The sequence below is a fragment of the Sphaerotilus natans genome, assembly GCF_900156335.1.
Lineage (GTDB): Bacteria > Pseudomonadota > Gammaproteobacteria > Burkholderiales > Burkholderiaceae_C > Sphaerotilus > Sphaerotilus natans.
On the sequence record NZ_FTMZ01000007.1, the window covers coordinates 88,617 to 103,373 of the forward strand.

The 14,757-nt window shown below is 70.3% G+C and carries 13 protein-coding genes and 1 tRNA gene; 5 read left to right on the forward strand and 9 right to left on the reverse strand.

Going from position 1 to position 14,757, the window contains the following annotated elements; genetic code table 11:
* Positions 1-26: 26 nt before the first annotated feature.
* The 9 genes from leuC to cysS form a co-directional block, all read right to left on the reverse strand.
* Complete coding sequence (gene leuC / locus BW996_RS08625) at positions 27-1,451, reverse strand: 3-isopropylmalate dehydratase large subunit (protein ID WP_037486151.1); 1,425 nt, start codon at positions 1,449-1,451, stop codon at positions 27-29.
* A complete protein-coding gene (locus tag BW996_RS08630; protein ID WP_076458844.1) occupies positions 1,448-2,413 on the reverse strand; it encodes a LysR family transcriptional regulator in 966 nt (321 codons plus the stop codon). Before BW996_RS08630 ends, leuC begins: the two co-directional genes overlap by 4 nt.
* A gap of 63 nt (positions 2,414-2,476) precedes the next feature.
* Positions 2,477-3,601 (reverse strand): acyltransferase family protein, encoded by a 1,125-nt coding sequence (locus tag BW996_RS08635; protein ID WP_037486149.1) that lies wholly within the window; start codon positions 3,599-3,601, stop codon positions 2,477-2,479.
* A gap of 192 nt (positions 3,602-3,793) precedes the next feature.
* Positions 3,794-3,884: transfer RNA gene (locus tag BW996_RS08640), tRNA-Ser, on the reverse strand.
* A gap of 85 nt (positions 3,885-3,969) precedes the next feature.
* Positions 3,970-5,232 (reverse strand): aspartate kinase, encoded by a 1,263-nt coding sequence (locus BW996_RS08645; protein ID WP_037486147.1) that lies wholly within the window; start codon positions 5,230-5,232, stop codon positions 3,970-3,972.
* A 154-nt stretch (positions 5,233-5,386) separates the two neighbouring features.
* The gene (gene tilS / locus BW996_RS08650) at positions 5,387-6,763 is read right to left on the reverse strand and encodes a tRNA lysidine(34) synthetase TilS (RefSeq protein WP_076458845.1); all 1,377 of its coding nucleotides are present in this window, start codon (positions 6,761-6,763) and stop codon (positions 5,387-5,389) included.
* Between the two features lie 7 nt (positions 6,764-6,770).
* Positions 6,771-7,739, reverse strand: a complete 969-nt coding sequence (locus tag BW996_RS08655; RefSeq protein WP_037484171.1) for an acetyl-CoA carboxylase carboxyltransferase subunit alpha — start codon at positions 7,737-7,739, stop codon at positions 6,771-6,773.
* A gap of 84 nt (positions 7,740-7,823) precedes the next feature.
* Positions 7,824-8,501, reverse strand: coding sequence for a DNA-3-methyladenine glycosylase family protein (locus BW996_RS08660; protein ID WP_241462028.1), 678 nt, complete (start codon positions 8,499-8,501; stop codon positions 7,824-7,826).
* A gap of 32 nt (positions 8,502-8,533) precedes the next feature.
* Positions 8,534-9,922: a cysteine--tRNA ligase gene (gene cysS / locus BW996_RS08665; RefSeq protein ID WP_037484174.1), complete on the reverse strand. Its 1,389-nt coding sequence runs from the start codon at positions 9,920-9,922 to the stop codon at positions 8,534-8,536.
* A 165-nt stretch (positions 9,923-10,087) separates the two neighbouring features.
* On the opposite strand from cysS, the gene BW996_RS08670 reads away from it, so the two are divergent.
* From BW996_RS08670 to BW996_RS08690, 5 genes are read left to right on the forward strand one after another with little or no spacing between them, the layout of a single operon-like run.
* Positions 10,088-11,947 carry a tetratricopeptide repeat protein gene (locus tag BW996_RS08670; protein ID WP_139330807.1) on the forward strand — a complete coding sequence of 620 codons (1,860 nt, stop codon included), beginning with the start codon at positions 10,088-10,090 and terminating at the stop codon, positions 11,945-11,947.
* Positions 11,948-11,960: 13 nt separating this feature from the next.
* Entirely contained in the window at positions 11,961-12,530 is a 570-nt protein-coding gene (locus BW996_RS08675; RefSeq protein WP_037484178.1) for a peptidylprolyl isomerase, read from the forward strand.
* A 5-nt stretch (positions 12,531-12,535) separates the two neighbouring features.
* Entirely contained in the window at positions 12,536-13,042 is a 507-nt protein-coding gene (locus tag BW996_RS08680; RefSeq protein WP_037484231.1) for a peptidylprolyl isomerase, read from the forward strand.
* On the forward strand, positions 13,039-13,866 hold the full coding sequence (locus BW996_RS08685; protein WP_241462029.1) for a UDP-2,3-diacylglucosamine diphosphatase: 828 nt from the start codon (positions 13,039-13,041) through the stop codon (positions 13,864-13,866). Before BW996_RS08680 ends, BW996_RS08685 begins: the two co-directional genes overlap by 4 nt.
* Positions 13,860-14,672 (forward strand): M90 family metallopeptidase, encoded by an 813-nt coding sequence (locus BW996_RS08690; RefSeq protein WP_037484180.1) that lies wholly within the window; start codon positions 13,860-13,862, stop codon positions 14,670-14,672. The genes BW996_RS08685 and BW996_RS08690 overlap by 7 nt, the downstream gene beginning before the upstream one ends.
* Positions 14,673-14,757: the final 85 nt, after the last annotated feature.

Below are 14,757 nucleotides of genomic sequence, written 5' to 3' on the forward strand. Positions count from 1 at the left end.
GGTGCGTGTGTCCTCAGGCTTCTGGCTCAGGCGATCGAGCGGATGTCGACGAAGCGGCCTTCCAGCGCGGCCGCGGCGGCCATCGCCGGGCTGACCAGGTGGGTGCGGCCACCGGCGCCCTGACGGCCCTCGAAGTTGCGGTTGCTGGTCGAGGCACAGCGCTCGCCCGGCTCCAGGCGGTCGGCGTTCATCGCCAGGCACATCGAGCAGCCCGGCTCGCGCCACTCGAAGCCGGCGGCCTTGAAGACCTGGTCCAGCCCTTCGGCCTCGGCCTGCGCCTTGACCAGGCCCGAGCCCGGCACGACCAGCGCGCGCTTGACGTTGGCGGCCACGCGCTTGCCCAGGCGGCGCACGACGGCGGCGGCCTCGCGCATGTCCTCGATGCGGCTGTTGGTGCAGGAACCGATGAAGACCTGGTCGACGTGGATGTCCGACATCGCCTTGTTGGGCTCGAGCGCCATGTACTTCAGCGCGCGCTCCATCGCGTCGCGCTTGACCGGATCGCGCTCCTTCTCGGGATCGGGCACGCGCGCGTCGACGCCGGTGACCATCTCCGGGCTGGTGCCCCAGGTGACCTGCGGCACGATCTGCGCGGCGTCGAGCTCGACCACCGCGTCGAACACCGCGTCGGCGTCCGAATGCAGCGTGCGCCAGTGCGACACGGCCAGATCCCATTCCGGCCCGGTCGGCGCGAAGGGGCGGCCCTTGACGTACTCGATGGTCTTGTCGTCGACCGCGACCAGGCCGGCGCGTGCGCCCGCCTCGATCGCCATGTTGCAGACCGTCATGCGGCCCTCGACGCTCAGCGCGCGGATCGCCGAGCCGCCGAACTCGATGGTGTAGCCGGTGCCGCCAGCGGTGCCGATGCGGCCGATGATGGCCAGCACGATGTCCTTGGCGGTGATGCCGGGCGCGACCTGACCGTCGACCTTCACCAGCATGTTCTTCGCCTTCTTGGCCAGCAGCGTCTGGGTGGCCATGACATGCTCGACCTCGGAGGTGCCGATGCCGTGCGCCAGCGCGCCGAAGGCGCCGTGCGTCGAGGTGTGGCTGTCGCCGCAGACCACCGTCATGCCCGGCAGCGTGGCACCCTGCTCCGGGCCCATGACGTGCACGATGCCCTGGCGCTTGTCCATGAAGGGGAAATAGGCGGCCGAGCCGAATTCCTGGATGTTGGCGTCCAGCGTGACGATCTGCTGGCGCGAGATCGGGTCCTTGATGCCGTCGTAGCCCAGCTCCCAGCCGTCGGTCGGGGTGTTGTGGTCGGCGGTGGCGACCACCGAGCTCACGCGCCACAGCTTGCGCCCGGCCAGGCGCAGGCCCTCGAAGGCCTGCGGGCTGGTCACCTCGTGCACCAGATGGCGGTCGATGTAGAGGATGGCGGTGCCGTCTTCCTCGGTGTGGACGACGTGTTCGTCCCAGAGCTTGTCGTAGAGGGTACGTCCGGTCATGACGGGTTCTCGGTGGGGGATGAGGGATGGGGTGATGGGAACAGGGACGAGGACGGCTCGTCCGCCGACACGAAGGCCGCCGGACAGAGGAACTCGACGAAGCGGCGCACGACCGCCGGCAGCACCTCCTGCGCGCGCACGCCGACCCGGTAGTCGCGCCGCGCCCAGGGTTCGTCCAGCGCGACGATCTCGAGCCGGAACAGCCGCGCCAGGCGCTGCGCGACCGCCGAGGGCATCAACGCGATGCCCAGCCCGGCCTCGACCAGCTGCGCGATCGCGTCGAAGCCGCGCACCTGCATGCGCGCGCGCAAGGGCCGGCCCAGCTCGGTGGCCTGCGCCAGCAGCATCTGCTGCAGTGCCGCACCCGTGTGCTGGCCGATGAAGTCATGCTCGAGCAGATCGGCGAAGCGCACCGCCGGCTGCTGCGCCAGCGCGTGGCCGACCGGGGTGATCAGCACCAGCGTGCCGTCGCGGTAGGACCAGGTCTGCAGGCGTGCCGGCTCCAGCAGCGGCGGCACGAAGATGCCGACATCGGCGGCACCCTCGGCGACCGAGCGCTGCAGCTCCGCGCTGGTCTGGTCCTCCAGGCTGATGCGGATCTCGGGATGCGCACGCGAGAAGGCCGCCAGGTCCGGCGGCAGGCATTCGGCGATCGCGGAGGCATTGGCGACGACGCGCAGATGGCCACGGATGCCGCGCGAGAACTCGGCGACCTCCTCCTCCATCGCGTGCAGCGAGGCATGCAGGCTGCGAATGTGGCGGATCAGCGCCAGCCCGGCGGCGGTCGGCTCGACGCCACGCGCGCGGCGCTCGAACAGCTGCACGCCCAGGCGCGTCTCCAGATCGCTCAGCCGCTTGCTCGCGGCCGCCAGCGCCAGATGCTCGCGCTCGGCCCCGCGCGTGATGCTGCGCGTCTCCGCGATGGCGAGCACCAGGTTGAGCGTGACCAGATCGAAGCGCATGGGGCGTGATCTTGCCCCAGGCCGACCCCGCTCACGGTCGGCAATCGACGATGCAGCCTTCGTTCAGCGCGAAGGCTCAAGGTGACGATGCGAGGACGCCACAGCCTGAGGCCTGGGCCTCTGCGCCGGCACCCGCTGCGGCGGCGCCAGCCGACGACGGAGCCAGCGACCGCACGGGCGCTCGACGCCCCGGTTCAGCAGGATCGACGCCACGACGATCAGCGCCATCACCGGCAGCAGGCGCAGCAGCAGCGAGGACTCCAGCGGCCGCAGCCACTCGAGCAGCATGTAGCCGATGTTCTGGTGCAGCAGATAGACCGGATAGGTCAGCAGGCCCGCCCAGACGGTCAGCGCGGACGCGCGCATCGTCCAGCGCCGCGAGGCCACCAGCCAGAAGATCACGAAGAAGGCCGTCAGCAGCAGCGCGACGCTCCACTCACCCGGCGCGCCCTCCCCGGGTCGCAGCGCCTGGGGTGCGGTGGCACGCGCAACCACCAGGAAATGGCACCACCACAGCATCATGTAGGTCTGCCGTTCCAGGCCGCGCTCGCGGATGCGGTAGAACAGCATGCCGGCGCAGAACAGCGGCGCCCACTCCAGCACCAGCAGCAGCTCCGCCAGGTAGACCGGCCGGACAAAGTCGAGCGAGGACAGCAGCAGCCAGCCGGCCATGAAGCGCTCGATGCGGGCCAGCCGGTTCGCCACGATCAGGCCCAGCATGATCAGGTAGAACTGGAACTCGATCGCCAGCGACCAGTAGGCGCCATCGACATAAGGCGGCTCCTGCCCGACCCAGATCAGGTGCGTGAGCATCGTGAGATTGCCCAGCAGGGTCTGCCAGCTCACCGAAAAGGTCGGGGACGCCAGCAGCCAGGCCGTGCCGGCAGTCAGCAGGGCCGCCACCCAATAGGCCGGATACAGGCGCGCGACCCGTGAGGCCACGAAGGCCCGCGGCGTCGCGCCTTGCGCCGACATGAAGATGACGTAGCCGCTGATCATGAAGAACAGATGCACGCCCAGATAGCCGTGCGCCGACACCCAGGCCAGCCAGGCCGGCACCTCGCCGCTCACCCAGCCATCGAGCTGCCCTCGGTAGAGAAAATGGAACATGACCACGGCCAGACAGGCCACCCCGCGCAGCAGGTCGATCTCGTGGGTTCTTTCGGGGCAGGCGTTCTGATTCATCATGGAGGCCGGCGCGCCGGTCAGCGCAGGCCGCGCCGGCCGGATCCGCCAGTTCAGTGAGGTGCCGAGGCTATCGACAGTCGATGGCCCGGTTCTTAGCCTGCGATGAACCCCAGATCGGCAATCCGTCGAGACGCACCGGAAAACCAAAGCAGGAACGCCCTGCAGTCTTGCGACTGCAGGGCGTCTGCTTTCTGGCGGAAACGGAGGGATTCGAACCCTCGATGCGCTTTTGACGCATACTCCCTTAGCAGGGGAGCACCTTCGGCCACTCGGTCACGTTTCCGGCGAAGAATTGGACTATAGCGCTTTCCAGCCTGATCTGTAAACCCCTTTCAGGCCGGAAGGCGCATTTTCATCAGGCAGGCGAATCAGGCCGCATCCAGGCCGAAGGCCTTGTGCAGCGCGCGCACCGCCAGCTCCATGTACTTCTCGTCGATGACCACCGAGGTCTTGATCTCGCTGGTGGTGATCATCTGGATGTTGATGCCTTCGTCGCTGAGCGCGCGGAACATCGTCGAGGCCACGCCGGCGTGCGAGCGCATGCCGATGCCGACGATCGAGACCTTGCAGATCTTGGTGTCGCCGATGACCGCCTCGGCGCCCATGGCCGGCACGACCTGCGACTTCAGCAGGTCCAGCGTGCGCTGGTAGTCGTTGCGGTGGACGGTGAACGAGAAGTCGGTCTTGCCGTCGTGCGAGACGTTCTGCAGGATCACGTCCACATCGATGTTGGCCTCGGCGACCTTGCCCAGGATGCCATAGGCGATGCCCGGCTTGTCCGGCACGCCCATCACGGTCAGCTTGGCTTCGTCGCGGTTGAACGCGATGCCCGACACAACGGCTTGTTCCATCTTCTCGTCTTCCTCGAAAGTGATCAGCGTGCCCGACTTGGCTTCTTCCTCGATGGCAATGTCCCACGGGGTGAAGCTCGAGAGCACGCGCAGCGGCACGCGGTACTTGCCGGCGAACTCGACCGACCGGATCTGCAGCACCTTGGAGCCCAGCGACGCCATCTCCAGCATCTCCTCGAAGGAGACGGTGTTCAGGCGCTTGGCCTCCGGCACGACGCGCGGGTCGGTGGTGTAGACACCGTCGACGTCGGTGTAGATCAGGCACTCGTCGGCCTTCATCGCCGCGGCGACCGCGACGGCCGAGGTGTCCGAACCGCCACGACCCAGGGTCGTGATGTTCATGTCCTCGTCGACGCCCTGGAAGCCGGTGATGACGACCACGCGGCCGGCCTCCAGGTCGGCGCGCACGCGGGCGTCGTCGATGCTCTGGATGCGGGCCTTGGTGTAGGACGAGTCGGTGCGGATCGGCACCTGCCAGCCGGAGTAGCTGACAGCCTCCATGCCTTCGGCCTGCAGCGCCAGCGACAGCAGGCCCACCGAGACCTGCTCGCCGGTGCAGGCGATCATGTCGAGCTCGCGGGTGACGGCGGGCGTCTGGACGGCAGGCGAGACATCCTTGGCCAGGCCGAGCAGGCGATTGGTCTCGCCGCTCATCGCCGACGGAACGACCACCATCTGGTGGCCGGCGCGGGCCCACTTGGCCACGCGCTTGGCGACGTTGCGGATGCGCTCGGTCGAGCCCATCGACGTGCCGCCGTACTTGTGAACGATCAAAGCCATGAGTGTGTGGCTCGCGCGGAAACGGCGAGTCGCAGTGGAGTGGCAGGACAGCCGCCCCGGGTTTCCTGGCTTGAAGACAGGCCGCCCGGAGCGGAAAACCGTCGATTTTAACGACTTTCCGACGGGGATTTCCCGAAAGCGTGACATCGAAGCGTCATCCAGCCCAGCGCGGACGCCACTGAAGCGCGCCCGGCGGCGCCTGCTCTCGGGCATCGACCCCGAGCGCAGGCACGCAGACCAGCCGCCCGCCGCGCCACAGCAGCGGCGCATCGCGCTGCCAGGCCGGCACGCCTGCGGCCTGGAACTGCTTCTTCAGCGCACGAGGGACACCAGCCACATGGCTCTGGAACTGCTCCCCACCCTGGCGCGGCCGCGCCACCAGCGCCGACAGCACCTCCAATGTCAGACCGCCCTGCCTCACCGGCTCGAGATGCAGGGTGCCAGACCAGCCCGGCAGCGCCAGCGTCAGCACCTGTCCGGCAGACAGCTCGGGCGGCAGCCACGGCGCCAGCGCGATCTCGTCCGGCGGCGCGTCCGACCGGACATTCGCGCTCGGCGCCCCCGGCGCGTCGGGCACCAGCCGGCCGCGGTGCAAACGCAGCATGCAGTCGACATTCAGCGGCCAGACCGCACCCGAGCCCGCCTGAGGCAGTTCCTCGGCCAGACGCTCGAGCAGCGATGCACGCACCGCCAGTCCCTGCCCCGCCAGCCAGTGGCGCAGCAGATTGCGCCGGCGTGCAGGCGACAGGGCCGCCAGCGGCCCGGCCTGCAGCGTCCGGCCGTCCAGATCGCGCACCGCCGCAAGATCCAGATCGGCCAGCGCGCCCAGGCACTCGGCCGCGTCCTGCATGCGCGCGGCCGCATCGGCCAGCGCCAAAGGCGCCTGAGGGAAGGCCTCGCGCAAGGCCGGCATCACCTGCAGCCGCAGCCGGTTGCGGGCATGGCGCGGATCGGCATTGCTGTCGTCCTCGACATGCGCGATGCGGTGCGCGGCGACATAGGCCTCGATCTCGGCGCGTGGCCGCGCCAGCCAGGGCCGCAGCCAGCGCAGGCCCTCGCGCTCGATCGCGCGCGGCATCGCCGCCAGACCGGCCGCGCCGGCACCGCGCAGCGCCTGCAGCAGGAAGGTCTCGGCCTGGTCGTCGCGGTGATGGGCCAGCAGCACGACGCGGCAGCCGGCACCGCGCGCCATGTCGGCCAACGCACGGTAGCGGCCCTCGCGCGCCAGCGCCTCCAGGCTCTCGCCGGCCTGCGGCTGCAGCCCGAGATGACGGACGTGGAAATGCAGGTCGGCGCCCTCGGCGCGCCAGCGCTCGCACTGGCGTGCGCAGTGGTCGCGCCAGTCATCGGCGAAGCGGCTCAGGCCGTGGTGCACATGCAGCGCATGCACCGGCAGGACCGGCGCGCCCTGCCCGGCCAGATCGCGCGCGGCCCGCCAGGTGGCGTGCAGCAGCGCCATCGAGTCGCGCCCGCCACTGCAGGCGACCGCGACCGGACCGGGCTCGAGGGGATCGAGGAAGGCGGACCGCAGGGGCGGATCAGGCCTTGGTGTCGGTGAAGCGGCCGTAGGCGCGCAGGCGCTCGTAGCGCTGGTCGAGCAGCTCCTTGGCCTTCAGGTCGCCGACCTGGCGCAGCGCATCGTTGAGCGCGCGCTTGAGGTTGGCGCACATCTGGCGGGTGTCGCGGTGCGCGCCACCGACCGGCTCGCTGACGATCTTGTCGACCAGCCCCAGCGCCTTCAGGCGGTGCGCGGTGATGCCCAGGGCCTCGGCGGCGTCGCTGGCGCGCTCGGCGGTCTTCCACAGGATCGAGGCGCAGCCTTCCGGCGAGATCACCGAATAGACGGAGAACTGCAGCATCAGCACCTGGTCGGCCACCGAGATCGCCAGCGCGCCGCCGGAGCCGCCCTCGCCGATGATCGTGGTGATGATCGGCACCTCGAGCTGCGCCATCTCGAAGATGTTGCGGCCGATCGCCTCGGACTGGCCGCGCTCCTCGGCACCGATGCCCGGATAGGCGCCGGGCGTGTCGACGAAGGTGAAGACCGGCAGGCCGAACTTCTCGGCCAGCTTCATCAGGCGCAGCGCCTTGCGGTAGCCCTCGGGGCGGGCCATGCCGAAGTTGCGCGCGGCGCGCTCCTTGGTGTCGCGGCCCTTCTGGTGGCCGATGACCATGCAGGCGCGGCCGTTGAAGCGGGCCAGGCCGCCCACGATCGACAGGTCGTCGGCGAAGGCGCGGTCGCCGTGCAGTTCCTGGAAGTCGGTGAAGATCTCGCCGACATAGTCCAGCGTGTAGGGGCGCTGCGGGTGGCGGGCGATCTGCGTGACCTGCCAGGGCGACAGGCTCGAGTAGATGTCCTTGGCAAGCTGCTGGCTCTTCTTCGACAGGCGTTCGATCTCTTCCGAGATGTCCACCGCCGACTCGTTCTGCACGTAGCGCAGTTCCTCGATCTTGGTCTCGAGCTCGGCGATCGGCTGTTCGAAGTCGAGGAAGTGTTTCTTGCTCATGGGCATCGATCCTGGTTGGCTCCCGGGGACCCGCGTCCGTCGGACGGACTGGGGTCGGGAATTGATCACGGACTGTACTTTAGTTTAGCCGCCCGCCGGCTGCGGGTCGAGACTGCGCCACAGATACCAGGTCGCGACCGACCGGTAGGGCGCCCAGGCGTCGCCGACCTCGCGTGCCTCGGCGCGTGAGACCGGCTCGCCGCTGAAATAGTTCAGGCTGATGCCGCGGATCAGCCCGGCGTCGTCCAGCGGCAGCACGTTCGGACGCATCAGGTAGAAGATCAGGAACATCTCGGCGGTCCAGCGGCCGATGCCGCGAATCGCCACCAGCTCCTCGATGATCGCCTCGTCGCCCATCGAGCCCCAGTCGGTCTCGTGCACGCTGCCCTCGACGAAGTGGCGCGCCAGATCGCGCAGGTACTCGACCTTGCGCACCGACAGGCCGGCGGCGCGCATCGACTCGACCGACAGGCTCGACAGCGCGACCGGATCGATGTGATGACGCTGGCCCAGCCCCAGGCCGACGACCTTCTCCCAGACCGACTGCGCCGCCTTGACCGAGACCTGCTGACCGACGATCGAGCGCGCCAGCGTGGTGAAGGCGTCGCCGCGGCTGCGCAGCCGCGCGGTGCCAAAGCGCGGGATCAGCTTGTTCATCACCCGGTCGCGGCGCGCCAGGTAGCGGCACGCCTCGTCCCAGTAGTCCGGCGTGACCAGCGCGACCGGCGCGCCGGCGTCCATCGCTGCAGCAGCGTCGCTCATCGTGTCAGGCGTCAGACGCTCGGCAGCGGGGCTCAGGCGCGCACCCAGGTGGTGCCCTGCGGGCCGTCCTTCAGGACGATGCCGGCAGCCTGCAGCTCCTGGCGAATGCGGTCGGCCTCGGCGAAGTCGCGCGCCTTCTTGGCCGCAGCCCGCGCCTCGATGCGCACGAGGATCTCGGCCTCGGCCAGACCGCCGGCCTCCGAGCCGGTGGCGCCCTGCAGCCAGGCACGCGGCGCCTGCTGCAGCAGGCCCAGCACGCCGGCCAGCGCCTTCAGCAGCCCGGCCACCTCGGCCGAGCGGGTGCGGTTGACCTCGCCGGCCAGCTCGAACAGCACCGCCACCGCGATCGGCGTGTTGAAGTCGTCGTCCATCGCCACCTTGAAGCGCGCGGCGGCCGGATGCGCCCAGTCGATCTCGACAGGCGCGGCCTCGACCGCGTCCAGCGCGGTGTAGAGCCGGCGCAGCGCGCTGCGGGCGTCGTCCAGGCCCGCGTCGCTGAAGTTGAACGGGCTGCGGTAGTGCACGCGCAGCATGAAGAAGCGCAGCGTCTCGCCGTCGTAGGACTTCAGCACGTCGCGGATCGTGAAGAAGTTGCCCAGCGACTTGGACATCTTCTCGTTGTCGACGTTCAGGAAGCCGTTGTGCATCCAGGTCCGCACGAAGGGCTGGCCGGTGGCGCCCTCGCTCTGGGCGATCTCGTTCTCGTGGTGCGGGAACTGCAGGTCCAGGCCGCCGCCGTGGATGTCGAAGGTCTCGCCCAGCAGCGCGCAGCTCATCGCCGAGCACTCGATGTGCCAGCCTGGGCGGCCAGGACCGTAGGCGGACGGGTACTTGGCGTCCTCGGGCTCCTCGGGCTTGGCCGATTTCCACAGCACGAAGTCGAGCGGATCGTCCTTGCCGTCGGCCACCGCGACGCGCTCGCCGGCGCGCAGGTCGTCGAGCGACTTGCCCGAGAGCCGGCCGTAGCCGGGGAAGCGGCGCACCGCGTAGTTCACGTCGCCGTTGCCGGCCTGGTAGGCCAGGCCCTTCTCCTGCAGCCGACCGATCATCGACAGCATCTGCGGCACGTACTCGGTGGCGCGCGGCTCGTGGGTCGGCGGCTCGATGCCCAGCGCGCCGATGTCGGCGTGCATCGCCGCGGTCATCTCGTCGGTGAGCTGGCGGATGGTGATGCCGCGCTCGACCGCGCGGCGGATGATCTTGTCGTCGATGTCGGTGATGTTGCGCACGTACGTGACCGCGTAGCCGCTGGCGCGCAGCCAGCGCTGCACCACGTCGAAGGACATCATCATCCGCGCGTGGCCGATGTGGCACAGGTCGTAGATCGTCATGCCGCACACGTACATCCGCACCTGGCCGGGTTCGATGGACTGGAAGTCTTCGAGCGTGCGAGTGAGGCTGTTGTGGATGCGGAGAGTCATCGATCGGCAGAAATTCGGTGGCGGAAGGCGGTCGGCAGGAGGGTCGCGAATGGACCTCGGGATGTCGACCGGGCGGCCAGTATAGCCCCGCCGGCCGGGCATTCAGCGGGGACCGGCACCCCCGCCGACGGGGAGCGATCGCGCCGGACTATGCACAATCCGCGCATGATCCAGCCTGCCGAGGAAGCCGTGCCACGCTGCGGAATTCCACCGACCGTCTCCGATGCCCCTCGCCGGCCGGCCACCGGCCTGCTCGTGCTGGCGCTGGCGGCCGGCATGGCGAGCGCACCGGCTGCAGCCGCCGCGCAGATGTCGACGCCGGAGCAGCAGCGCTTCATGCAGGCGCTGGAGCTGGCACAGCGCCGCCAGGACGGCGAGGCGATGCGGCTGTTCGAGCAGCTCGTGCGCGAGCAGCCCGGGCGACCCGAGCCGCTGGTCAATCTCGGTGTGCTGCTGGCACGCCACGGCCGCGTCGACGAGGCCCGCGCCGCCTTCGAGCAGGCGCTGCGCACCAGCCAGCCCCATGCGCTGGCCCATGACAATCTGAACCGGCTGCAGGCCCGGGCCCCGGCCGACGCGCTGGCCTGGGCGGAGCCCGGCACGCCCGAGCCGCCGGCGCGAGCGGCGCTGCTGACGCTGACGCTGCTGGGCGGCGCGGCCGGCGCCATGCTGTGGATGCGGCGACGGCGCCCGGCCGCAGCCCCCTCGCCTGCACATCCGCCTCGTCCGGGAACGCAAGAAGCGCAGGAAACACAGGCCTCCAGCCTCACGCTGACACCGCGAGAGAGCTTCGTCAGCCTGGTCGACGCAGCACCGGCCTTCGCGACCACCGTGCCCGCGCCGCCAGCAACTCCTGCGACAGATCCTCCGGCAACCCCACCTGCAACACGGCCAGCAACACGGCCAGCAGCGCGGCTGGCCGGTGCACCGGCCCATCGCCTGCCGGGCGCCGAGGAGCAGCTGCTGGCGGTCTACCGGCTGATCGGCGACGGCCAGCTCGAGGAGGCGCTGCGCCGGGTCGAGGCCCTGCTGCGCCAGACGCCGCGCTATCCGCTGGCCCGGCTGGCCTGCGCCGACCTGCAGCTGGTGCTGACCGGCGGACTGCAGCCCATGCCGGCCGGGCTGGACGCGCAGCGGCTGGCGCGCTGGCGCCAGGCCAGCGCGCTGCGGCTGCAGTCCTGGCAGACCCCGCCGCCGCCCGAGCATCTGCCGCGGCAGGTGGTGCATCTGGCCGATTCGGTGCGCCAGATGGTGGCGATCGAATGCGCGACCTCGCGGCTGTTCGTGCTCGAGCAGCGTGCCGGACAGCTGCGGGTGGCGACGACGTGTCCGGTGCTCGTCGGCCCGCGTGCCGACGAGCGCGAACCGCTGCGGCCTGGCACGCCGCTGGGTCTGTACCGGATCGAGTCACGCCTGTCGCCGCGCCAGATCGGCGAGGAGCATGGCGCCGGCGCACTGGTGCTCGACCCGCCGAACGAGCATGACCGAAGGCTCGGCCGCCCGGCCCAGCCCTTCTGGCTGCACGGCCCCTCGCCGCGACCGCCGGGCGTGATGCCGCCGCCCTCCTGCCACCTGGTGCTGGCCGACGAGGACCTGCAGCGGCTGATGTTCGAGCTGGTGCCGCGGCGCACCCCGGTGCTGGTGGCCGAGCGGCTCGAATGGGTGACGCCACGCAGCCTGGCCCAGGCGCGACTGCGCACCCGCAATCTGGTCGAGGTCTGGCGGCTGGCCCGCGCGCGCGGCGACCTGCCCGCGCTGCTGGCGCTGTACGCGGCCGGCTTCGACGCGGGCCCCGACGAACGCGACCCTGCCCCCCGGCTGGCCGGGGAATTGGCCGCCAGCGGCGGGCGCGATCGCCAGCTGGCAGACTTGAGCCTGTTCGTCTGGCAGGACCGCGAGGAGGTGCTGCTGGCGAGCTTCCGCGAAGTGCTGCGCGGACATGCGCCGGGGCCGCTGCGCCGCCAGTACTGGGCGCGCGAGCACGGACAATGGAAGATCTTTTCCGAAACCGTTTCGAAGGACTGAAGGAGTGAAGCCGATGACCGCATTCCCGTTCGCCCGCATCGCGACCGCGCTGGCCCTGGGCCTGGCGCTGTCCGGCGCGGCCCAGGCCGAGAAGGTGCGCCTGGCCACGTCGATGGGCGACATCGTCGTCGACCTGGACGCCGCCAAGGCGCCCAGGACCGTCGCCAACTTCGTCGAGTACGTGAAGGCCGGCCACTACGACGGCACCATCTTTCACCGCGTGATCGGCAACTTCATGATCCAGGGCGGCGGCATGGAGCCCTCGATGAAGGAGAAGCCCACCCGCGCGCCGATTCCGCTGGAGAGCCGCAACGGCCTGAGCAACACCCGCGGCACCCTGGCGATGGCCCGCACATCCGTGCCGGATTCCGCGACGTCCCAGTTCTTCATCAACGTGAAGGACAATCCCTTCCTGGACCAGCCGAACTCGCCGGATGGCAACGGCTATGCGGTCTTCGGCCGCGTCGTCGAAGGCATGGACGTGGTCGACAAGATCCGCGCCGTGCGCACCGGCTCGGCAGGCATGCACCGCGACGTGCCGGCCGAACCTGTCCTGATCAAGAAAGCCTCCCTGGAGAAATGAACACCATGGCATCCCCGCAAGTCGAACTGCAGACCAACCTCGGCACCATCCGCATCGAGCTCGACGCCGAGCGCGCTCCGCTGTCGGCCGAGAACTTCCTCAACTACGTGCGCAGCGGCCACTACGACGGCACCGTCTTCCACCGCGTCATCAAGGGCTTCATGGTCCAGGGCGGCGGCATGGAGCCGGGCCTGAAGCAGAAGCCCACGAAGGGCGAGATCAAGAACGAGGCCAACAACGGCCTGAAGAACGACAAGTACACGCTGGCGATGGCGCGCACCAACGCGCCGCACTCGGCCACCGCGCAGTTCTTCATCAACACCGCCAACAACGACTTCCTGAACTTCCGTTCGGAATCGGCCCAGGGCTGGGGCTACGCGGTCTTCGGCCGCGTCGTCGACGGCACCGCCATCGTCGACCAGATCGAGAAGGTCCGCACCGGCTCGCGCGGCTTCCACGACGACGTGCCGGTCGAGGACGTCGTCATCACCCGCGCGGTGATCGTCGAGTGATCGCGCTGCTGGACGGCCCGCTCGGGGCCGCCAGCGAGATCCATGCCGCGCCGCACTGGCGCGGCATCGAGCTGCTGTCCGACCTGCACCTGGGCGAGCACACGCCCGCCACCGCGTGCGCGCTGGCCGGGCACCTGGCGGCCAGCGATGCCGACCTGATCGTGCTGCTGGGCGACCTGTTCGAGGTCTGGATCGGCGACGAACAGCTCGACGCACCCGCCGACCCGGCCCGCCCGATGGCGCAGGCGCTGCAGGCGCTGGCCGAGGCCGCGCGCCGCCGGCCGGTGGCGATGCTCACCGGCAACCGCGATTTCCTGCTCGGCCCCGAGGCGGCGCGCCGCCTGGGCTGGACGGTGCTGCCCGAGCGCTGCGTGCTGCAGGCCTTCGGCCACCGCCATGTGCTGGTGCACGGCGACGCCGAATGCCTCGACGACCGCGACTACCAGCGCTTTCGCGCCCAGGTGCGCACGCCCGGCTGGCGCGAGGCCTTCCTGGCTCGGCCACTGGCCGAGCGCATGGCGGTCGCCCGCTCGCTGCGCGACGGCAGCGAGCAGCGCAAGCGCGAGCAGGGCCTGGCCGGCTATGCCGATCTGGACCGCGCCGAAATGCTGTCGCTGCTGGCCGCCGCCGGCGCCGATCGCCTGATCCACGGCCACACCCATCGCCCTGGCGACGAGCGGCTCGGGCCCGGCCTGAGCCGCCATGTGCTGTCGGACTGGGATCTCGACGGTCAGCACGGCCCGGCCCGCGCCGAGGTGCTGCGGCTGGACGCCAGCGGCCTGCACCGCCAACCGCCGTCCGGCCTCGCTGCACGACCATGCTGAGGCGCTGGCAGCAGGCCTGGCGCGACTGGCGGCGCCGCCGCGCGCTCGAGGCGCGCGCGATTCCCGACGCGCTCTGGCTGGAGACGCTGCGCGGCTGGCCCTTCCTGCGCCACCGCCCGCTCGAGGACCTGCTGAAGCTGCGCGAGATGACCTCGCTGCTGCTCGACCGCAAGGAGTTCAGCACCGCCGGCGGCCTGGTGCTCGACGACGCGATGGCGGTCGCGGTGGCCGCGCAGGCCTGCGTGCCGGTGCTGCACCTGCCCGGCGAGCTCGACTGGTACGACGGCTTCGTCGGCATCGTGCTGCACCCGTCCGAGGTGGTGGTGCCACGCCAGTGGCACGACGAGGACGGCGTGGTGCACAGCGGCGACGAGGTGCTGGCCGGCGAGGCGATCGAGGGCGGCCCGCTGATGCTGTCCTGGCAGGACGTGCGTCTGGGCGGCCGCGAGGGCCACGACGACGGGACCGACGCGGATCTCGCCTACAACGTCGTCATCCACGAGTTTGTCCATGTCATCGACATGCGCGACGGCGCGGTCGACGGCATGCCGGCGCTGCCCACGCGCGCGCAGCGCGAGCGCTGGCAGGCGGTCATGGGCGAGGCCTTCGCCCGCCATGCCGCTGAGGTCGACGCCGACCGGCCGACCTGGCTCGACCCTTATGCGGCGCAGGGGCTGGAGGAGTTCTTCCCGGTCGCGGCCGAGGCCTTCTTCGTCGCACCGCACGGCCTGGCGCTGGAATTTCCCGAGGTCTACGCGCTGATGCGTGACTTCTTTCACCAGGATCCGCGACTTCACGCACGCTGACCTGTGCGGCGACCCGGGGTCACGGCCTCGGACTGCGATGGGTCAAGCCGGCGCGGCGACACGCTGCCGACAATCGCGCGCTGAT

Bases quoted from the DNA above. Each gene is read 5' to 3' on its own strand.
- BW996_RS08645 (WP_037486147.1), bottom strand. From the start codon at position 5,232: ATGGCTTTGATCGTTCACAAGTACGGCGGCACGTCGATGGGCTCGACC.
- BW996_RS08630 (WP_076458844.1), bottom strand. From the start codon at position 2,413: ATGCGCTTCGATCTGGTCACGCTCAACCTGGTGCTCGCCATCGCGGAG.
- BW996_RS08680 (WP_037484231.1), top strand. From the start codon at position 12,536: ATGGCATCCCCGCAAGTCGAACTGCAGACCAACCTCGGCACCATCCGC.
- BW996_RS08670 (WP_139330807.1), top strand. From the start codon at position 10,088: ATGATCCAGCCTGCCGAGGAAGCCGTGCCACGCTGCGGAATTCCACCG.
- BW996_RS08660 (WP_241462028.1), bottom strand. From the start codon at position 8,501: ATGAGCGACGCTGCTGCAGCGATGGACGCCGGCGCGCCGGTCGCGCTG.
- leuC (WP_037486151.1), bottom strand. From the start codon at position 1,451: ATGACCGGACGTACCCTCTACGACAAGCTCTGGGACGAACACGTCGTC.
- cysS (WP_037484174.1), bottom strand. From the start codon at position 9,922: ATGACTCTCCGCATCCACAACAGCCTCACTCGCACGCTCGAAGACTTC.
- BW996_RS08655 (WP_037484171.1), bottom strand. From the start codon at position 7,739: ATGAGCAAGAAACACTTCCTCGACTTCGAACAGCCGATCGCCGAGCTC.
- BW996_RS08635 (WP_037486149.1), bottom strand. From the start codon at position 3,601: ATGATGAATCAGAACGCCTGCCCCGAAAGAACCCACGAGATCGACCTG.
- BW996_RS08675 (WP_037484178.1), top strand. From the start codon at position 11,961: ATGACCGCATTCCCGTTCGCCCGCATCGCGACCGCGCTGGCCCTGGGC.
- BW996_RS08690 (WP_037484180.1), top strand. From the start codon at position 13,860: ATGCTGAGGCGCTGGCAGCAGGCCTGGCGCGACTGGCGGCGCCGCCGC.